This window comes from Halosimplex amylolyticum (assembly GCF_051414035.1).
Taxonomy (GTDB): domain Archaea; phylum Halobacteriota; class Halobacteria; order Halobacteriales; family Haloarculaceae; genus Halosimplex; species Halosimplex amylolyticum.
Genome location: NZ_JBLKNW010000002.1, coordinates 474,025 through 492,800 on the forward strand (window position 1 = coordinate 474,025; position 18,776 = coordinate 492,800).

Genomic DNA, 18,776 nt, shown 5'->3' on the forward strand with positions numbered 1-18,776 from the left:
TGTACTGAAAGATAACTGTTAGACGTAGTCAGCGAGCGATACGAGGGAATCGGGACCGCCTCAGACCTGGTCCGGCAGCTTGTCCTTCTCGGCCTTGATGTCCTTCGTCGGCAGCGGAATGTAGTTGACGCCCTCGACGAACACCTTCTGCCCGAACGTCGTCAGGAACATGTTGATGAACGCGGCCTCGCGCATGTCCGTCCCATCCGGCGTGTCCTCCGAGATCTTCGTGTACATGTGGAGGTCGCGGTTGAGCGGGTACTCGGAGTCGAAGATCGTGTGTTCGGCATCCTTGTCGGGCTTGTATACGGTGCCGTCGAAGTCGATGGCGATCGGGACGACGCTGTCGTTCGTGAACGCGAGCGCCATGTAGCCGATGGCGTTGTCGTTCTGCCCGATGACCGTCCTGACCTGCTGGTTCTGGCCCTTCCGGGTGTCGACGTCCATCTCCGCCTCGGCGTCGCCGAGCATGTTGAGTCGGAACGAGGTGTCCGTCCCCGAGCCCTCGGCGCGACCGACGACGAAGATCTCCTTGTCGGGGCCGCCGACTTCGCTCCAGTTGGTGATCTCTCCCTGGTAGATGCCGCGGATCTGCTCGCCGGTGAGCGTGTCGACGCCGTTGTCGTAGATCTGTTTGCTGACGACGACGGGCTGGCCGTCGCGGCCGACGACGTGGTCGACGACTTCCTCGCTGGCCTTCTCGTCGCTCCAGTCGAGCTCGGCCGTGATCGGGCCGGAGGAGTTGCCGATGTCGACTAGTTCGTCCACGACCGCCTTACAGCCGGTCCCGGAGTGGCTCAGGCCGACGTTCACGACGAACGGCGGCTTCGAGCGCTGGTCGGTCGGTTCGAAGCCGTAGAGGCTCGCGAAGTAGTCCGCGATCTTCATGTCTGGCTCGCCCAGGTCCTCCCAGCCGGGGACGGTGCTCTCCTCGTTGGACCCCCAGTACTCGCCGTCGCTCGGCGGCGCGTTGGACACCCAGTAGGAGGCGCCGGTGTTCGAGATGGGGTACACCGTCGAGGACCCCTCGGCGGTCAGCAGGGACGTGCTCCTCCCGGTCGAGGCGGAGCCGTCACCCGACGAGCTGTCGCTCCCGTCGCTCCCGTCGCCACCGTCACCCGACGACCCTCCGTCTTCGGTGGAGTCGTCTGCGGGTTCGGGCGTGTCGGTCGCCTCGTCGCCGCCCGTACATCCGGCCAGTCCCGCCGCCCCGACCGCACCGGACGTCAGCAGGAACTTTCGCCGCGTTACCCCGTCTGCCGGACGCTCCGAATCGTGCGTCATCACCTGAACGAAGATGGGAGCTAACTAAACGGGTTTATAATAGGGGTATTGGCGGGTACGCCCCCTCCCGATCCGCTACTGTCGGTCGCCGATGTGGATGGATTGCACATTCCGGTACATATCACTATATAGTCCGCTGGCCGGGATCCGGAACCGGGACCGGACACGCGGGCGCGAGAGTGTCCAGGTCCTCAGCGCTCGTCGACCAGCGGGAACCTGGCCAGTCGGGCGGCGGCGACGGAGGTCAGCCCCCGAGCGGTCGGCGAGTCGCCGACCCGCCGAGCGTGGGCCGACTCCAGTCCCGTGTCGTCGGCGACCGGGACCAGTCGGACCGTCGTGCCCTCAGGCGTCACGTCCAGAAGCAGGTACGACTGCGGGAACGAGCAGGTCGTCGGCACCGTCACCTCGCGGACCCCCTCCGAGACGCCGGCCGCCGGGATGTGGTAGTGGCCGGCCAGCACGAGTTCGACGTCGCCGTCGGCGAGCGTCTCGACGAACGGCTCGGGGTCGGCCATCGCGGGGATGTCGGCGAACTCGGGCTCGACGGCCTCGCGGTGGGCGTCCAGCTGTCCGGTGATCGCGGGGAGGTTGTGGTGGACGAGCACGACGGGCGTCTCGGCGGTCTCGAGTTCGTCGGCCAGCCACTCGCGCTGGTTCGCTTCGACGTGGCCCTCGTGGGAGTCGAACAGTCGCTCGGCCGTTCCGGCGCTGTTCAGGCCGAACACGTCCAGCCCGCCCACGCGCGTCCGGAAGGACAGGCCGTCCGGGCCGCGCGAGAGCGGGTCGTCGGGCGTGTACCGCTCGGTAAACCGATCGAGTTCCGGCGTCTCGTGTTCGTCGCGCTCCTTGGGCACGTCGTGGTTGCCGGGGACGGCGAAAAACGGTGCGTCGAGGTCGGCCAGCGCCTCGTCGACGGCCTCGTAGTTCCACGGCTCGCCGTCCTTGGTGAGGTCGCCCGGCGACAGGACCGCGTCGACGTCGCGCGCGCCGATGTCCGCGATGGCGGCTTCGAAGTGTTCCAGCGTGCGTTCGAACAGCTTCGACGTACCCTCGGCGCGAGTCGCGACGTGCGGGTCGGCGACGACGGCGATCCGCGCGCGCTCGCCGGCCGGTCGGTCGAGGTGGGCGAGGACCGAGCCCGGCCCTTCCGCGACGCCTGCGGGGCCGTCGCGGGAGTCGTCGGGGCTCATCGTCCCTCCGGCAGGAAGTCCTCGGGGTGGTCGTGGCGGACGGTTGCGAGGTGGGTCCCGTCGAGCAGTTCGACGTGGGAGTAGAGGTGCCCGCGCTCGCGGGCGACGCTGGCGAGGTCGCTCGCTTCCGGTCGGCTCAGATCGAGCGCACCGACGAGTAGCACGGCGACCCGCGCGTCGGGGTCGTCCACGCGCGTCAGGAGGAACAGGTCGGTCCCGACGCGTCGGCGGAACGCCGTCGAGCGGTCGAACTCGGCGTCGGCGACGGCGTCGGATAGCGACTCGGCGACGCCGTCGGGCGCGACGTACACCAGTCCGAAGCGGTCGGTGTCGCCGCGCTCGGGCGTGACCGGCGCGAGGTGGCCCGCGCGGACGGTCACCGCCTCCCAGCCGTCCGCCCGGAGGTCGTCGGCCATCTCGTTGGCTTCCCGTAACGTTCGACGCCACGGCGAGGGCTCGTCGTCCGTCTCGGCGACCATATCTCACCCTCACTCTACCGCCACATGTCAGTTCCGGATGCCCACTTCTTTCCCGAGTATCCCACTATATACCTAAATTACTCCTGTATAACTATCTATAATCTGATTCAAAACCTATATTTGCGTTCCATCGAACGGTTCCACCGATGCCAGAGAAACAGAGCCGACGGCGCTTCCTCACCGCCGCGGGAGTGGGCGCGGCGACAGTGCTCGCGGGCTGTTCGGGCAACGACACCTCGACGCCGGCCGACGGCGGCGACGGCAGCGACGGCAGCGACGGGAGCGACGGGAGCGACGGCGGCGACGGAGACGGCAGTGGAGACGGAGGAGACGGTTCGAGCGACGGCACGGGAAGCGACGGGAGCGCCGGTGGAACGCTCCAGATGATGGCGACCGGGTCGATCCAGACGCTCGACCCGATCAACGCGAAGGGTTCGGGCGCGGGGTACAACCAGTACAACAAGTCGCTGATGGAGTTCCCGAACGGGCAGTACCCGCCGGAACCGGCCATCGCGGAGGGCTACGAGCTCTCCGACGACGGCCTGACCTACACGTTCACGCTCCGCGAGGGCGTGAAGTTCCACGACGGGACGGAGCTCACGGCCGACGACGTGGTGTACACGTACCGGCGGCTCGCCGAGTCCGAGAACTCCCGCAACCGGGACGACATCATCGGCGAGACGATGACCATCGACCACGAGAAGGACGCGAGTCTGAGCGAACCGACGGACGAGGAGACGCTCAGCGATGTCGTCCCGGACTCGCTGGCGGTCGAGGCCGTCGACGACTACACGTTCGAGATGACCCTCGCCTCGCCGTTCCAGTACACGCTCTTCCAGATCGCGGGCGGCACGTTCGCGATCCTCCCGGAGGGCGCGGTCGGCGACATCGAGGGCTACGACGGCGAGTACAGCTACAACGAGTTCTTCAGCACGGAGGGCGACGGGCCCACCTTCGCCGGCGTCGGCCCCTTCGAAGTCGACTCCTGGACGAAGGGCAGCGACATCAAACTCACCGCCTTCGACGACTACTACGGCGAGGGTCCCGAACTCGACGGGGTCACCTTCACGGTCGTCGGCGACGGTAACACGCGGCTCAGCCGCTTCCGCAACGGCAACGCCGACATCCTCGAAGGGATGCCGACCTCCTCGTTCAACCCGGACAACGTCTCCATCGAGGAGCGGCAGGGCAACCGCGAGATCGGTACCTACGAGTTCCAGAACGGCGGGACCGTCAACTACGGCGAGATCCCGGCGCTGACGACGGAGTACATCGTCTTCAACACGCTCGAAGTGCCGCTGGCGGTGCGGCGGGCGTTCGCGTACGCGATGAACCAGCACGAGATCGCCGAGAGCGTCGCCAAGGGCACGGGCAAGCCCGCCTACCACATCACGCCGCCGGCGCCGTACCCGACCTTCGAGGACGGCCAGTCCGGCGAGGAGTCCTACGACGCCCACGCCGAGAGCGGCGCCAACGCCAACACGGAGTTCGCGGCCGACGGCTACCCGTACGGCTACGGCGAGCGGATGCTCGACGAGGCCCGTTCGGTCATGGAGGAGGCCGGCTACGGCGAGAACAACCGCTTCGAGGTGACCGCGACGACGATCTCCGGGAGCGACCTCTACCGGCAGGTGTTCTCGCGTCTCCAGCCGAAGCTGCAGTCGGCGTACATCGACATGGAGATCACCGAGGCGGAGTTCGGGACGATCATCAGCCAGGCCATCTCCGGCGACATGCAGGTGTTCGGGCTCGGCGACGGGATGGAGTACCCCGGGCCGCAGAACTTCCTCCGGTTCCTCTGGGGCGACAGCCCGAGCACGCAGTTCACCCGCTGGGGTGCCGAGGGCGGCTACTTCACCGAGGAGTACCGCCAGACGGCCATCGACGCGTGGGAAGAGAACTACGCCGCGGAGGGGACGACCGAGGAGGACCACGCCGAAGCGTTCCAGACCGTCGAGGAGATGAACTGGGCCTCGGTGCAGGAACTCCCCTTCCTCCATCCCACCAGCCAGCGCTTCTGGCACGACGAGGTCGACGTCGAGATGTACGGCGTGATGGAGAACCAGACGTTCGACGACGTCACGCTCGACCGGTAGCGATGCGGTCTCTGGCGCCCTCGGCCGTGCCGGTGACGGCTGGTCGGCCGAGGACGCCGCCTCATCTGATCACGATGTACGCGAACGACTGCGCGTGGGCTCGTTGCGGGTGCAGGCGCCACGGCGAGCGGCAGCGACCGCCGGCGGACGGAGGGGTCCGTCCGTGAGCCGGCTGAAGTACCTCGGGAAGCGGCTCCTGCTGTCGATCCCGGTGGTCTGGCTCGGCACGTCGATGACGTGGTTCGTCATCTTCATGGGTCCCATCGACCCGGCCGCGCGGCTGCTCAGCGAGGGCCAGACGCGCAACACCGACGCCTACACCGCCGCCCAGGAGCGCCTCGGCCTCAACCAGCCGCCGCTGGAACACTACGCCGACTACCTGATCGACCTCTACACGTTCGACCTGGGCCAGACGTTCCTGCTCTACCAGGGCTCCAGCGTCAACGCGCTCATCCTCGACTTCCTGCCCCGGACGCTGTGGCTCGGCTTCTGGTCGGTGCTCATCGCGGTGCTGATCGGCGTGCCGCTGGGCTTTTTCGCCGGCCTGCGTTCGAACACGGTCTCCGATTACTTCGCCTCGTTCGGCGGGATCGTCTGGCGCGCCATGCCGAACTTCTGGCTCGCGATCATGCTGCTGGCGCTGCTGGGGAGCGCGCAGGCCATCTTCGGCATCGGCTGGGAGGAACTGCTCGTCCCGATCGACGCCATCTCCGGCAGCCCCGACATGTCCCGCATCGGCACCGTCGACGGCTTCCTCGCGGCGACGAAGAAGGTCCTGCCCGCCGCGCTCGTGCTGGGGTCGGCCTCGATGGGCAACGAGATGCGGATCGGGCGGACCGCGGTGCTGGAAGTGCGCAACGAGGACTTCGTCGACATGGCGAAGGCCAAGGGCGTCTCCGACCGGGCGCTCGTCTGGAAGCACATCTTCCGGAACGCGCTCGTGCCGCTGGTGCCGATCATCACGAGCGAGGCGTTCCTGCTCATTGGCGGGTCCGTGCTCGTCGAGACGGTCTTCGGCATCCACGGCATCGGCTGGCTGTTCTTCCAGGCGGCCATCCAGGGCGACCTGCCGCTGGTGGGCACACTGATGTACATCTTCATCCTCATGATCGTCGGTATCAACCTGCTGCAAGACCTGCTGTACACGGTGATCGACCCGCGCGTCGGGCTGGAGGGCGCCTGAGATGGCGGGCGCACACGACGCCGACGCGACCGCCGCGCGCGAATCGACGGTCCTCCCGACCGGTTCGCCGCTGCTCGTCTGGCTGGCCGCGGGCGCCGTCCTGCTCGCGCTCGAAGCCGGCGCGCTCGCCGCCTTCGTCGTCGGAATCCTCGCGGACTTCCTGGCCACGGCGGTGGAACTCGCCGGCGTCGCCTCCGCGGCGGCACCGGTCGTCGACGCGCTGGAGGGCGCCCGCTCGGTCGCCGAGTCGGTCCCGACGCTGCTCTCACGGGAGACCATCCCCAACGAGGGCTACTGGAACGGCCAGCGCTACGTGGGGACGTTCCTCGGCCTGGAACCCGCCTTCGCGTGGACCATCCGCGTGATCCTCGTCTACGTCTACGCGTTCGCGTGGGCGGGGTGGGCGGTGCTCGGCTACCGCCTCTACCGCCGGGAGATCCGCGACATCGCGTGGACGCCGCGCGACGACATGGTCGACCGTTTCCGCTCGCACACGTGGGGCCTGTTCGGACTCGCCGTCGTCTTCATGTTCGTCGTGATGGCGGTGTTCGCGCCCGCGCTCGGGCCGACGACCGTCGACAAGAACATGCGAAACTCCTACTCCCACGAGATAACCTACTGGAACGCCGAGACCGGCAGCGTCGAGACGGCGCTGGTCGGCGACGCGAACCTCGACTCCCAGTCGACCGGGACCCAGTCGCGCGTCCTGCCGTTCAGCTACGACGACTACGACCGCTATCACCCGTTCGGGACGCTCCCGACCGGCCGCGACCTGTTCACCTTCATCGCCGCGGGATCGCGCATCTCGCTGGTGATCGGCGTGCTCTCGGTCGGCCTGAGCGTCCTGCTCGCCGGGTCGCTCGCGCTGACCGCGGCCTACTACAAGGGTCGGGTGGACCTCGGATTGGTGCTCGTCTCCGACGCGGTGATGGCGATGCCGCAGTTGCTGCTGCTCATCATGCTCACGACGGTGCTGGCGGACACCTGGGTCGGCGGGATCTACAGCGGCGCGTTCGTCCTGGCGCTCATCCTCGCGGGCACCGGCTGGACCTACATGTGGCGGTCGGTGCGCGGACCCGCCCTGCAGGTGTCCGAACGCCAGTGGGTCGACGCCGCGCGGAGCTTCGGCCAGAAACCCCGCGTCATCATGCGCAGGCACATGCTGCCGTACATCACCGGCTACCTGCTCATCTACGGGTCGATGACGCTCGGTGGCGCGATCATCGCCATCGCCGGTCTCTCGTTCCTCGGGCTCGGCGTCTCGCCGCCGACCCCCGAGTGGGGGCGGGCGATCAACCTCGGGCAGGACTACGTGACGACGGGCTCGTGGCACATCTCGCTCATCCCCGGACTGCTGATCACCGTCGTCGTCACCGGGTTCAACGCGCTGGGCGACGGCATCCGCGACGCCATCGACCCGCAGTCGGACGCCGAGGGCGGCGACGCGGCCGGGCGAGGTGGTGGCGCGTGAGCGACGCCGAGCCCCTGCTGGCCGTCGAGGACCTCCGCACCGTCTTCCACACCGAGCGCGAGGAGATCCACGCCGTCGACGGCGTCTCCTTCGAGATCGACGCGGGCGAGACGGTCGGTCTCGTCGGCGAGTCCGGGTCGGGCAAGTCCGTCACCGCCCGGTCGATCCTCGGGCTGATCGACAGCCCCGGGGCCATCGAGGAGGGGTCGATCCGCTTCCGCGGCGAGGACCTCACCGACGACAACTGGGAGGACCACCGCGGCGACGTCGCCATCGTCTTCCAGGACCCGGGGAGCGCCCTCAATCCCGTCTACACCGTCGGCAACCAGGTCCGCGAGGCGCTGAAGATCCACCAGAACCTGCGCGGGAGCGCGGCCCGCGAGCGCGCGATCGAACTGCTGGAGGACGTGGGCATCCCAGACGCCGCCAGCCGGGTGGACGAGTACCCCCACCAGCTCTCCGGCGGGATGCAACAGCGCGCCGTCATCGCGATGGCGCTCGCCTGCGACCCGGATCTCCTGGTCTGCGACGAGCCGACGACGGCACTCGACGTGACCATCCAGGCGCAGATCCTCGACCTGCTCGCCGACCTCCAGCGCGAGGAGGAGCTCGCTATCCTGCTCATCACCCACGACATGGGCGTCATCGAGGACGCCAGCGACCGCGTGAACGTCATCTACGCCGGCGAGGTGGTCGAGCGCGCGCCGACGGAGGCGCTGTTCGACGACCCCCAGCACCCCTACACGGAGGCCCTCCTGCGGTCGATCCCCGGGCGGACGCCGCCCGACGAGCAGTTGCCGACCATCGAGGGCGAAGTACCGACGCCGACCGGCCCGGCGAGCGACTGCCGGTTCGCGCCCCGCTGTCCGGCCGCATTCGGCGCCTGCTGGGAGGTCCACCCCGAACACGAGGACGTGGGCGAGGCCGGCGTCGACCGGACCGCGGCCTGTCTGCTCCACGACGACCGCTACCCTGACGAGACGGATCTCGACGGCGACCCGGTCCGGCGGGACCGTCCGGACGACGACGGCGTCGGCCCTGACGGGCGAACCAACGCGAACACCCGTCAGGGGTCCACCGGCCAAAGCGGTACGCGGATCGGCGACTCGTCGGGGAGCGCCGGGGTCGGAGGCGGTGTCGGTGGGGACGTCGACGACGCGGGCGGCGGAGGTGGTGAGGTATGACCGACCCCGCGACCGGCGCGGCGACCGGCCACCGGACGAGCGACCCCGACAGCCGCGGCGAACCCCTGCTGTCGGTTCGGGACCTGCGGACCTACTACGACGAGCGCTCGATCTTCTCGCGGTCGCCGCCGGTCAAGGCCGTCGACGGGGTCTCCTTCGACGTGTTCGAGGGCGAGACCATCGGCCTGGTCGGCGAGTCCGGCTGCGGCAAGACGACGCTCGGGCGGACGCTCCTCGGGCTGGAGGAGCCGACGAGCGGCACCATCACCGCCGAGGGTCGAGACTTGACCGACCTCGACGGCAGCGAGGCCCGCGAGTGGCAACAGCGCGTCGGCATGGTGTTCCAGGACCCCCAGGAGAGCCTCAACGACCGCCAGACGGTCGGCCAGATCGTCCGCGAACCGCTCGAAGCGCACGACTGGCCGACGCTGACCGTCGCGGTCACGGGCGTCGACGAGGCGACCGTCTCGGGGAACGGGCCGGTAGATGACCGGACGGCCGGCGACTCGGTGGCGTCCCCCGAGAGCGTCGACATCACGGTCGCGCTCGGTGGAAGCGGCCCGGACCTGACCGTCCGCGAACGGCTCCCGCTCGACCCGTCGGACGTGACCGTCTCGGTCGACCGGGGCGGTCGGCCGACCGTCTCGGTGACCGTCGAGAAGTCGGTCGCCGAGTTGCGCCGCGACCGCGCCGAGGACCTGATCACGCGGGTCGGCCTGAACGAGGAACACGTCAGGCGCTACCCCCACCAGTTCTCCGGGGGCCAGCGCCAGCGCGTCGGCATCGCCCGGGCGCTCGCGCTCGAACCGGACTTCCTCGTCCTCGACGAGCCCGTGAGCGCGCTGGACGTGAGCGTCCAGGCGCGGATCATCAACCTCCTCGAACAGTTGCAGGCCGAGTTCGGCCTCACCTACCTGTTCATCGCCCACGATCTGTCCGTCGTCCGGCACATCGCCGACCGCGTCGCCGTGATGTATCTCGGCAACGTTGTCGAGATCGGGCCGACCGAGTCCGTGTTCCGCGACCCCTCGCATCCGTACACGCTGTCGCTGCTGTCGGCGATCCCCGGGAGCGGGTCGCCGTGGGACGGCGAGCGGGTGACCCTGCGCGGGACGCCGCCGAGCCCGCGCGACCCGCCCGAGGGCTGTTCGTTCGCCACGCGCTGCCCAGCGAAGATCCGCTCCGACGAGTTCGACCTGCCGGAGGCGACCTGGCGGGCGCTCGACGAGCTCCGGGTGGTGTTCCGGACGCGCGCTCGCGGCGACGACTCGGCGCTCGACCGCACGAAGGCCGCGCTCGGACTCCCGGTGGACGCCGACGCCGTCGACGAAGCGGTCGACGAACTGCTCGGCGAGCACTCGCTCCCCCCGGGTGCGCAAACGGCCGTCGACGAGGCGGTCGCCCTCGCGACGGCCGGCGACGACCGCGAGGCGGCCGACAGGCTCCGCGCGGCGTTCGGCTCGCGCTGCGACCGCGAGGCGCCCGACGCCGTCGCGGTCGGCGACGTCGAGAGCCGCTGTTTCCGCGGCGAGAGCGACTATCGCGGTGTCCGCGAGACCATCGCCGCCCGCGAGCGCGGGGGCGAGCGATGACGGACCCGCGGGAACGGGCGGCCGTCGCCGAGCGCGCGGCCCGCGCCGGCGGGTCGGTCGCCGAGTCGCTGTTCCGCAGCGACGTCGCCGTCGAGACGAAGGAAAACGAGACGGACTACGTGACCCGCGCGGACAGAGAGGCCCAGGAGGAGACGCTCGCGACGATCCGCGAGCACTACCCCGACGAGCCGGTCGTCGCCGAGGAGGACGACGCGGCGAAGGCGGTGCCCGACGCGGGCCCCGCGTGGATCGTCGACCCGATCGACGGGAGCCACAACTTCGTCCGCGGCGGGCGGACGTGGGCGACGAGCGTCTGCGCCGTCGACGGCGGCGAACCGGTGGCCGCGGCGACCGCCTGCCCGATGCTCGGCGACACCGTCGTCGCGGCCGACGGGCGGGTCGAGCGCAACGGCGAACCCGTCACCGTCAGCGACCGGACCGACCCCCAGCGGTGCATGGTCGCCCCGACCGTCTGGTGGCCGTTTGACCGCCGCGACGAGTTCGCCGCCGCCGCCCGGGCCGCAGTCACCCGGTTCGGCGACTTCCGGCGCCCGGGCTCGGTCCAGACCGCGCTCGCGCGACTCGCCGCCGGCGAACTCGACGGCGTGTTCACGAACGTCGACGCCCACCCCTGGGACACGGTGGGCGGCGTCCACCTCGTCCGACGGGCCGGCGGGCGCGTGACCGACCTCGACGGCGACCGCTGGCGTCACGACTCCGTCGGCCTCGTCGCCTCCAACGGCGGGGTCCACGACGCCGTCCTCGCCGCCGCCAACGAGATCTGACCGGCCCGGTCGGGCGCCCAATCCGACGGCCGGCGACCGCCCGAAGGCGACCCGCTACCGGTGGGCAACAACCCCGACAGAACCCATACGACGCGTCGGACCCTGGAATCGGTATGGCCGAGTACTCCGACGAACAGGTCGGCAAGCGCGTCGTCTCCCAGGAGGGCGAGGAGATCGGCGAAGTGACCGCCATCGACGACGGCTCGCTGGTCGTCCGCGTCACGGTCGGGAACAACAACGACGTCGTCGACCACATGGGCTGGGACACAGGGACGAACCAGGAGGAACACACGCTGAACGACCGGTACGTCTCGAACATTCGGGAGAACGCGGTCCGCCTGCGGGTGTAGGCGACCGACGGCGGCACCGCTCCCTGCGGTCGCACCTTACTTCGCTCTCCACTTCGTCAGAACACACTCCTGATCCGCCGATAGCGTCCCGAAGCGATCCACGTCGTGGCTGCTGCACGTACGGAGCGCCGCTCGCTCGACACGGCGGGAAGGCCGAATGGGCGTCAGGGTTTCGCCACTGATGGTCACGACCCGCTCTGAAGCGTGCGAGCCTTCCCGGGCACCTTCGAGAACCTCGAACGGAATCCGACGAGATGCCGCTGGGGAACCGGGACCGCGACGACTGACGAAGTTCGATTTGCTGCTTCGTCCGGAATAGCATAAAATTCCAGTAATAGATAGGGTACTGGTATAATTGCCGATGGCGTTCACGAGTCACGCGTCGACATCTGGCTCAGTGGCGTTCCGATCCCGTTTGACGTTGCGGCGCTTCGTCCACGAGAAACGCAGCGTCTCCGACGACGCGCCGCTCTTGCGCCCACCGAAGTCCGGGCCCGAGATCGCCGTCGTTCGGCATCGATTGGCCCGGATCTGTGGCGGCCGGTTCGACCTGAAATCGGCGCAGGCGTACGGGCAGAACTGCTTGTCGTCGACCGGATCACCGTTCGCAATCCACGATATCCTGCCCGGTTCGGTCGCAACGTCCGGTGAGGCGGTGGGTTGCGAGGGCGAGGTACTGCAGCTGTCCGTCCGTATCTCCTTCCTCGCGAACGAACACGCGGCGAACTGACCGCATCGAACGGAATCTCACGTTCGTTTTCCGCGGAATCGTCCACCGACCTGTATCTATGGGGCACTCCCGGTAGATGCCTTCCAGTCGATACGCATTGCCCGTCGTCGATCCGCCCTCGAACGCGGAGTCGGACGACGCGGAGTCGGACGGCGCGGAGAAAGGGATGCAGGCGATAATATACTATATATGGTAGCTAGGAGAAAAAGTAGGCAATCATATATTTCTAGACCGGCACCGTGAACACGGGAGAGTGGCGGTTCCGTTTGCTCAGTTTCGCCCGGGTTCGGCCTCACCGAACTCGTCGCGCTGGCAAAGAGCTTATATATTGTGTGTGAGTCCGGGCGTTCGTATGGAAGAGATCAGCACTAGCGATGCGCCCAGTAGCATCGGTCCGTACTCGCAGGCGATCAAAGACGGCGACACGGTGTACGTCTCCGGCCAGGGGCCGGCGGATCCCGAGTCCCGTGAAGTCGAGGTCGAGGACATCCAGGATCAAACCGCCCAGACGCTCGAGAACGTCAGCGCGATCCTCGAGGCCGCGGGGACGTCACTCGACGACGTTCTGAAGGCGAACGTCTACGTCACGGACATGGACGACTACGACGCGGTAAACGAGGTGTACGCGGAGTACATGTCGGATCCGTTCCCGGCGCGGTGCGCGGTCGAGGTGTCGGATCTGCCGATCGACATCGGCGTCGAGATCGAAGTCGTCGCGTCGTGCTGACGGGGCGGCGGCCGTTTTAGCCGAACGCGAAATCGACGAAGCCGACTACCGAGTCGTCGAGCAACGCGGGCCTCGCTTCGGGGACGGTCATCCGCGCGAGTTTCCGCCGCTTGGCGAGCCCTGCCTGTTCCAGTTGGCGGGCGATCGCTCTCCGGTTCGGCGCGTCGACGATCACGTCCCGGACGCCCGCGAGATCGCTGACTCCCCGGACCAGCGGCGTGACTGCGCTCGCGTCCGTCCCTACCACGGGCCCGACTTGCCAGTGGGTCCTACCGGGGCGTGCGATCGCGTACCCGTCGACACCGCCAGCCCCCCGCGAACAGACGCCGACGGTCTCGGGCTCTGCGAGGAGGGTACGGAGCAGCCCCGTCCTATCGGTGCCGACCTGCGCCCGGTCGAACGCGAAGATCGAATCGCGGTTCTCCGGTGCGATCGGAGCCATCGCACCGGCAGGATAGTCGCCCGTCTCGCCGACTGGCGCGTCAAGTTTCCCCTGCCACCGGTGGACTGACTCGACCCGCTCGAATCCGTAGGTACGGTAGATACGGGCTCCCTCGTCGGTCGCGTCCAGCCCGACGACTTCGCCATCGCGGTCGCGGGCGAATTCGAGAGCGTGCTCGAAGATCTGCGTGCCGTGGCCCCGGCCCCGATGGTCTTCGTCGACGAGGACCATGCCGATCCAGCTGACCGATTCGCCGTAGGTGACCACCGCGGCCGTCGCGACGAGTTCACCGTCCACCGTGCCCGCGAAACAGCCGTCCGGACTCCGATCGAGGAACCGCTTCCAGTCCGCTGCGACCTGGTTCCACCCCGCTTGCGTCGACAGCGCCAGCGCGTCCTCCACGTCGCCCCCGGTGAGGAGTCGGATATCCAGCATCGAACGACCTCGGCTTCTCCCGGCCGAAGTATATGTTTGCCGGGGCCGAGCGACGCGAATCGCCGCGACGTCGCCCGTCGCTGCGAATCGACGTTTTACAGTTCCAAACACCGTCTCGGAAGTGGCGTTCGTCGGCGTGTTCTGTGCCGTTGCTGGGTACTGTCACGCGATCACGGCGTTCGGCGCCGGCCAGGATTACGCCCATAATAGCGTAATCTGAACTCGCACCGTTCGATCGACGTCGAGGGTTTTTCCGGGCAGAACCGACAGTTCTGCGCTTCTATCGAGGTATCCCGACATCATCTGCGGAGCTCCGTCGAATCGAGTGGACGGCCCAGAGACCGAAGCGGGGTTTGAAATTACAAAACGAGATTCTCGCCTGACGGGCAGGGTGATCAGAGCGACGTGAGGTTGATCTCGATGATGTTCACGGCCTGCTGGATCATCTCGGGGATCTCGTTTTTCAGTCGTTCCTCGTCGAGACGTCGCTCGGGACCGATGATGCTGATCGCACCGTAGAGCGTCCCGTCCTGGTCCCGGATCGGGGCGCCGGCGCCGACGAGGCCCTGGATCGTCTCGCCGTGGTTGTACGCGGCGCCGTCCTCCCGGATCTGCTCCAGTTCCTCGCGAAGTGTCGCCTCGTCGGTGATCGTCCGCGAGGTCTTGGCCTCGAACTCCGTCTCTTCGATGATTCTGTCGCGTTTCTCCGGGGGCATGAACGCGAGCATCGCCTTCCCGACGGCGGTGTGGTACAGTTCGTTGCGGTAGCCCACGTATATCTCGGTCTGGACCGCCTCTTCGCCATCGGCCGTGTGGAGGCAGACCCCCTGGCCGTCCTCCTCGACGGTGAACAGCGCCAGTTCGCCCGTCTCCTCCGCGAGCTTGTCGACTTCCGTCGTCGCCAGGTCGGAGACGTCGATCCGGTCTTTCGCGTAGTGAGCCAGGTCGAGAAAGCGCAGTCCGAGCACGTACTCCCCGTCCTCCTTGATGACGTAGCCGTTCTCCTCGAGCGTCGCCAGGTGGCAGTGGGCTGTCCCCTTCGTGACGCCGATCTCGTCCGCGATCTCCGTGACAGTCGCGCCGTCACCGTCCCGCAGGATGTCCACGATCCCGAGGGACCGCTGGACGGCCTGGACTGGGTTTTTCGCCTCTGTCATACTCTGGCTGGATATGGGAACACATACCAGATAAAAGTTTGGCCATGTAAAACGAATCCGGACGATCGAGTCGTCGTCCGTGCGGATCCAGCGGCTGGTTCTCGGGCGAGAGCGCCTGTCACTGCCACAGCGACAGACGTCACCGTCGTGGGAACAGGGTCTCGCTCGACCTCCCGACGGTGACATGGATTACCCGAGGGCGAGCAGATCGGACTGGTCGGACGAACGCGTACAGTCCGGATCGGTTGGAAGAACGCGTACAGTCCGGATCGGTCGGACGAACACGTACCATTAAGTCGCTCCTGGGTAACGTTCTCTCAGACATGCCAGTGGTTACTGGCGACGACGTCGCCACTGCTCGGTCGCGGTTCGAGGACCCCGACATCGTTCAGCGGACGCCCATCGACTCCAGTCGAACGCTCAGCGCTCGGACCGGCGCGGACGTGTTCCTGAAGATGGAACACCTCCAGCGCACGGGCTCGTTCAAGACGCGGGGTGCGTACAACAAACTGCTCGACGTGGCCGCCCGCGACGACGTCGACGAGGTCGTCGCGGCGAGCGCCGGAAACCACGCCCAGGGCGTCGCGCTCGCGGCGCGCGAGACCGGCGTCCCGGCGACGATCGTCATGCCGACGACCGCGCCGCAGACGAAGATCGACGCCACGCGCGGCTACGGCGCCGAGGTGGTCCTCGACGGCGTGGACTTCGGGGGCGCCGTCGACCACGCGGAGCTACTGGCCGCCCGCGACGGGGCGGAGTTCGTCCACGCCTTCGACGACCCGGCGATCGTCGCCGGGCAGGGGACGGTCGGGCTGGAAATCGTCGAGGCAGTCCCCGACGTGGACACTATCGTCGTCCCGGTCGGCGGCGGCGGGCTCGTCGGCGGGATCGGCGCCGCCCTCGCCGACGAGCGCCCGGACGTCCGGATCGTCGGCGTCCAGGCCGACGACGCGGCGACGGTCCCGGACAGCCTGGACAAGGGAGCGCCCCTGCCCGCCGAAGAGGTCGACACCATCGCCGACGGCATCGCGACCGGCAACACCGCGGAACTGACCCTGTCGCTCATCGAAGCGCACGTCGACGAGGTCCTCACCGTCTCGGACGAGGAGATCGCGAGCGGGATCGTCCTCCTGCTCGAACGGGCGAAACAGCTCGTCGAGGGGGCCGGCGCGGCGTCGATCGCCGCCCTCACCAGCGGCCGGCTCGACGTCGCCGGCGAGACGGTAGTGCCGGTGCTCTCCGGTGGCAACCTCGACATGTCGATGCTGCAGACGGTCCTCACACACGAGCTCACGGCCCGCGAGCAGCTGATCCGGTTGCAGGTCCGGATCGACGATGGCCCCGGGAAGATGGCGGCGCTCTCCGACCTGATCGCCGACCTCGGCGCCAACATCCGCACGATCCACCACTACCGCGCGGACCGCGCGCTCTCGGTGGGCGAGGCGTTCCTGGTCTTCCTCGTCGAGACGAGCGGGAACGAGCACGCGACGACGATCGTCGAGGCCATCGAGGAGGAGGGGTACGTCGTCGAACAGGTGAACTGAGCGGATACAGCGCGCCGGGCCGGTCGATCGACCCGGTCGCACCGATGGTTTCATACGAGCCGCGCGATATCGCCTACTCGAACCACTGGAGTGAGTCACACGTGAGAGCTATAGTCACCGACGGCACTGGCGACATCTGGGAAGAGACGCACGACCGCCCCGAACCGGACCCCGGCGAGGTTCTCGTGAAGGTCCGGGCGGTCGGGATCTGCGGCAGCGACGTCGGGCTGATCGACGGGGAGGGGCCGCCGTGGACGGAGTACCCGCTGGTCCCGGGGCACGAGGTTTGCGCGGAGGTCGTCGGGCTCGGCGAGGGCGTCGACTCGCTCTCCGTCGGCGACCGCGTCGCTCTCCACGGGTTCATCTACTGCGGGACCTGCACGGCCTGTCGCGAGGGCCGGTACTACCAGTGTGCGGACCTCCGCGAGATCGGCTTTACCGTCGCCGGCGGGTACCGCGAGTACGCCGCGTTCCCCGCGTACACGCTGGCGCCGATCCCGGACGGCATCTCCGACCTCGAGGCCTGCCAGATCGACTCCGCGGCGTGTACGCTCCACGCGATGAAGCGCGTCGAGACGTCTGTGTCGGACACCGCGGCGGTCCTCGGGCCAGGCTCGCTCGGCCTGTTCGGCGTGCAGTTACTGCGCGCCTGGGGCGTCGAGGACGTGATCCTCACCGGTACCCGGGAGGAACGGCTCGCCGTCGGCCGAGACCTCGGCGCGACGAAGACGGTCAACGTCCGCGAGGAAGACCCGGTGGAGGCGATCGACGAGTACACCGGCGGCGACGGCGTCGACGTGTGCGTCGAGGCGGCGGGCGCCGGCGACGTGGTGAACACCTGCCTGCAGATCGCGGCCAAACAGGGACAGATCGCGCTCACGGGCGTCTTCGACGGGAACCGCGAGATCGACCCGAACGACATCGTCGCGAAGGAGCTCACCGTCGTCGGCGGCGTCACCGCCTCCCACGCCGGTGACGACGTGATCGAACTGTTCGAGCGTGCGGACCTGACGATCGACGGCATCGTCACCCACGAGTTCGACCTCGCGGACTACGACGAGGCGATCGAGAGCGTCCAGGAGCGCCGCGACGGCGTCATCAAGGCCGTGCTCCGACCCTGAGTCGCGGCCGAGCGGACGCCCACTTACCGACCCGTCACGTCGTCCAGGATCGCGCTCCAGAGCTCCGGGAGACCCTCCCATTCGAGGAAGGCGGGCGGGGCCCAGTGGGGCGCACAGTCGGTCGTAAACGCGAACGCCCGGCCGTCGCCGTGGGGGCCGACGGCGAGCAGCGGATCGTCGCCGACGGTCGCCCAGACGTCGGCGTCGTCGTCGGCAGCGACGCGGTTGTAGCCGAGCACGGCGGGCCACTCCGCGGGGAGCGAGGCCCCGGGGACGCCCTCGTTGGTCGGGGTGACGCCGGCGGGTCGCTCGACGCGGTCGTCGGCCGGTTCCATCGAGACGGGGAGGACGTCCGCGAGCGCCGTCCGACCGTAGCGCGCCTGGCCGCCGGCGCCAGAGAAGCTCATGTAGCCGCCGATCATCCCGAGCGCGCCACCGTCCGCGACGTACGACGCCAGGAGTTCGCACCGGTCGACGTCCGCCGCTCCGTTGCGGACCGTCTCCGTGAGCTGGAGTGTGTCGGCGCCGACGTCGCTCAGGATCACCAGGTCGTAGCGGTCGAGTTCCGCTCGCGTCGTCGGGAACTCGCGGGTGGCGACGTGACAGGGCTGGAACTCGACGGAGGCGCCGGCCACTTCGAGCGCCGCGATCAGGTGGTCGGCCACCTCGTCGTAGGCCGCGGACGTCAGCACGTCCTGGCCCTTGATCTCGAAGGTCAGGGTCTGCCAGGACTCCCCTGCGAGCAGTATCTCGGTCATCTGCCACCGTGGACCCAGTCGCGGTTCTCCCCGGGGGCGAAGCGATCGCACGGGGCTGTCGCGTCGCCCAGCGCTTCCCGGTGCTCTGAGAGTCGAGACTCTATCGTCGGGCTGTCGTCTGGTATCATCCGTCGTCGTCCGAGCGTACTCCGATGACCGACGAATAGTTTTTGGTCGTTCACGTGCCCCCTCTCGCTCCCCGCCGGTGGGACGGACGGCCGATCGGTGGTACGCTGGTCGCCTCCCGG

General features: G+C 68.4%; 17 protein-coding genes. 11 read left to right on the forward strand and 6 right to left on the reverse strand.

What is annotated here, in order from left to right:
- Positions 1-60 precede the first annotated feature (60 nt).
- The 3 genes from ACMGFE_RS12895 to ACMGFE_RS12905 form a co-directional block, all read right to left on the reverse strand.
- Positions 61-1,284, reverse strand: coding sequence for a phosphate ABC transporter substrate-binding protein (locus ACMGFE_RS12895; protein WP_436925604.1), 1,224 nt, complete (start codon positions 1,282-1,284; stop codon positions 61-63).
- Positions 1,285-1,475: 191 nt separating this feature from the next.
- Entirely contained in the window at positions 1,476-2,474 is a 999-nt protein-coding gene (locus ACMGFE_RS12900) for a metallophosphoesterase family protein (protein ID WP_436925605.1), read from the reverse strand.
- Complete coding sequence (locus ACMGFE_RS12905; protein WP_436925606.1) at positions 2,471-2,953, reverse strand: DUF7529 family protein; 483 nt, start codon at positions 2,951-2,953, stop codon at positions 2,471-2,473. Before ACMGFE_RS12905 ends, ACMGFE_RS12900 begins: the two co-directional genes overlap by 4 nt.
- Before the next feature lie 146 nt (positions 2,954-3,099).
- Here ACMGFE_RS12905 and ACMGFE_RS12910 point away from each other — a divergent pair, with 146 nt between their 5' ends.
- From ACMGFE_RS12910 to ACMGFE_RS12950, 9 genes are all read left to right on the forward strand, one after another.
- A complete protein-coding gene (locus tag ACMGFE_RS12910; RefSeq protein ID WP_436925607.1) occupies positions 3,100-5,049 on the forward strand; it encodes an ABC transporter substrate-binding protein in 1,950 nt (649 codons plus the stop codon).
- 163 nt (positions 5,050-5,212) lie between these two features.
- Entirely contained in the window at positions 5,213-6,232 is a 1,020-nt protein-coding gene (locus ACMGFE_RS12915) for an ABC transporter permease (protein WP_436925608.1), read from the forward strand.
- A gap of 1 nt (position 6,233) precedes the next feature.
- Positions 6,234-7,703, forward strand: coding sequence for an ABC transporter permease (locus tag ACMGFE_RS12920; protein WP_436925609.1), 1,470 nt, complete (start codon positions 6,234-6,236; stop codon positions 7,701-7,703).
- On the forward strand, positions 7,700-8,887 hold the full coding sequence (locus ACMGFE_RS12925) for an ABC transporter ATP-binding protein (protein ID WP_436925610.1): 1,188 nt from the start codon (positions 7,700-7,702) through the stop codon (positions 8,885-8,887). Before ACMGFE_RS12920 ends, ACMGFE_RS12925 begins: the two co-directional genes overlap by 4 nt.
- A complete protein-coding gene (locus ACMGFE_RS12930; RefSeq protein ID WP_436925611.1) occupies positions 8,884-10,479 on the forward strand; it encodes an ABC transporter ATP-binding protein in 1,596 nt (531 codons plus the stop codon). Before ACMGFE_RS12925 ends, ACMGFE_RS12930 begins: the two co-directional genes overlap by 4 nt.
- Positions 10,476-11,264 carry an inositol monophosphatase family protein gene (locus tag ACMGFE_RS12935; protein ID WP_436925612.1) on the forward strand — a complete coding sequence of 263 codons (789 nt, stop codon included), beginning with the start codon at positions 10,476-10,478 and terminating at the stop codon, positions 11,262-11,264. Before ACMGFE_RS12930 ends, ACMGFE_RS12935 begins: the two co-directional genes overlap by 4 nt.
- 113 nt (positions 11,265-11,377) lie before the next feature.
- Positions 11,378-11,614 (forward strand): DUF8593 domain-containing protein, encoded by a 237-nt coding sequence (locus tag ACMGFE_RS12940; protein WP_436925613.1) that lies wholly within the window; start codon positions 11,378-11,380, stop codon positions 11,612-11,614.
- Between the two features lie 361 nt (positions 11,615-11,975).
- Complete coding sequence (locus ACMGFE_RS12945) at positions 11,976-12,344, forward strand: hypothetical protein (protein ID WP_436925614.1); 369 nt, start codon at positions 11,976-11,978, stop codon at positions 12,342-12,344.
- 352 nt (positions 12,345-12,696) lie between these two features.
- Positions 12,697-13,071: a RidA family protein gene (locus tag ACMGFE_RS12950; RefSeq protein ID WP_436925615.1), complete on the forward strand. Its 375-nt coding sequence runs from the start codon at positions 12,697-12,699 to the stop codon at positions 13,069-13,071.
- 16 nt (positions 13,072-13,087) lie between these two features.
- On the opposite strand, the gene ACMGFE_RS12955 is transcribed toward ACMGFE_RS12950, so the two are convergent.
- Both ACMGFE_RS12955 and ACMGFE_RS12960 read right to left on the reverse strand, forming a co-directional pair.
- Complete coding sequence (locus tag ACMGFE_RS12955; RefSeq protein WP_436925616.1) at positions 13,088-13,948, reverse strand: GNAT family N-acetyltransferase; 861 nt, start codon at positions 13,946-13,948, stop codon at positions 13,088-13,090.
- A 395-nt stretch (positions 13,949-14,343) separates the two neighbouring features.
- Positions 14,344-15,105: an IclR family transcriptional regulator gene (locus tag ACMGFE_RS12960; protein WP_436925617.1), complete on the reverse strand. Its 762-nt coding sequence runs from the start codon at positions 15,103-15,105 to the stop codon at positions 14,344-14,346.
- 323 nt (positions 15,106-15,428) lie between these two features.
- Here ACMGFE_RS12960 and ilvA point away from each other — a divergent pair, with 323 nt between their 5' ends.
- Positions 15,429-16,649: a threonine ammonia-lyase gene (gene ilvA / locus ACMGFE_RS12965; protein ID WP_436925618.1), complete on the forward strand. Its 1,221-nt coding sequence runs from the start codon at positions 15,429-15,431 to the stop codon at positions 16,647-16,649.
- 101 nt (positions 16,650-16,750) lie between these two features.
- Positions 16,751-17,770 carry a zinc-dependent alcohol dehydrogenase gene (locus tag ACMGFE_RS12970; protein WP_436925619.1) on the forward strand — a complete coding sequence of 340 codons (1,020 nt, stop codon included), beginning with the start codon at positions 16,751-16,753 and terminating at the stop codon, positions 17,768-17,770.
- Between the two features lie 23 nt (positions 17,771-17,793).
- On the opposite strand, the gene ACMGFE_RS12975 is transcribed toward ACMGFE_RS12970, so the two are convergent.
- The gene (locus ACMGFE_RS12975; RefSeq protein ID WP_436925620.1) at positions 17,794-18,528 is read right to left on the reverse strand and encodes a glutamine amidotransferase; all 735 of its coding nucleotides are present in this window, start codon (positions 18,526-18,528) and stop codon (positions 17,794-17,796) included.
- Positions 18,529-18,776: the final 248 nt, after the last annotated feature.

What these genes read in the sequence shown, in the direction of transcription:
- ACMGFE_RS12930 (WP_436925611.1), top strand. Translation starts at nt 8,884, where the DNA reads ATGACCGACCCCGCGACCGGCGCGGCGACCGGCCACCGGACGAGCGAC.
- ACMGFE_RS12920 (WP_436925609.1), top strand. Translation starts at nt 6,234, where the DNA reads ATGGCGGGCGCACACGACGCCGACGCGACCGCCGCGCGCGAATCGACG.
- ACMGFE_RS12900 (WP_436925605.1), bottom strand. Translation starts at nt 2,474, where the DNA reads ATGAGCCCCGACGACTCCCGCGACGGCCCCGCAGGCGTCGCGGAAGGG.
- ACMGFE_RS12935 (WP_436925612.1), top strand. Translation starts at nt 10,476, where the DNA reads ATGACGGACCCGCGGGAACGGGCGGCCGTCGCCGAGCGCGCGGCCCGC.
- ACMGFE_RS12910 (WP_436925607.1), top strand. Translation starts at nt 3,100, where the DNA reads ATGCCAGAGAAACAGAGCCGACGGCGCTTCCTCACCGCCGCGGGAGTG.
- ACMGFE_RS12945 (WP_436925614.1), top strand. Translation starts at nt 11,976, where the DNA reads ATGGCGTTCACGAGTCACGCGTCGACATCTGGCTCAGTGGCGTTCCGA.
- ACMGFE_RS12895 (WP_436925604.1), bottom strand. Translation starts at nt 1,284, where the DNA reads ATGACGCACGATTCGGAGCGTCCGGCAGACGGGGTAACGCGGCGAAAG.
- ACMGFE_RS12960 (WP_436925617.1), bottom strand. Translation starts at nt 15,105, where the DNA reads ATGACAGAGGCGAAAAACCCAGTCCAGGCCGTCCAGCGGTCCCTCGGG.
- ACMGFE_RS12905 (WP_436925606.1), bottom strand. Translation starts at nt 2,953, where the DNA reads ATGGTCGCCGAGACGGACGACGAGCCCTCGCCGTGGCGTCGAACGTTA.
- ACMGFE_RS12975 (WP_436925620.1), bottom strand. Translation starts at nt 18,528, where the DNA reads ATGACCGAGATACTGCTCGCAGGGGAGTCCTGGCAGACCCTGACCTTC.
- ACMGFE_RS12955 (WP_436925616.1), bottom strand. Translation starts at nt 13,948, where the DNA reads ATGCTGGATATCCGACTCCTCACCGGGGGCGACGTGGAGGACGCGCTG.
- ACMGFE_RS12950 (WP_436925615.1), top strand. Translation starts at nt 12,697, where the DNA reads ATGGAAGAGATCAGCACTAGCGATGCGCCCAGTAGCATCGGTCCGTAC.
- ACMGFE_RS12940 (WP_436925613.1), top strand. Translation starts at nt 11,378, where the DNA reads ATGGCCGAGTACTCCGACGAACAGGTCGGCAAGCGCGTCGTCTCCCAG.
- ilvA (WP_436925618.1), top strand. Translation starts at nt 15,429, where the DNA reads ATGCCAGTGGTTACTGGCGACGACGTCGCCACTGCTCGGTCGCGGTTC.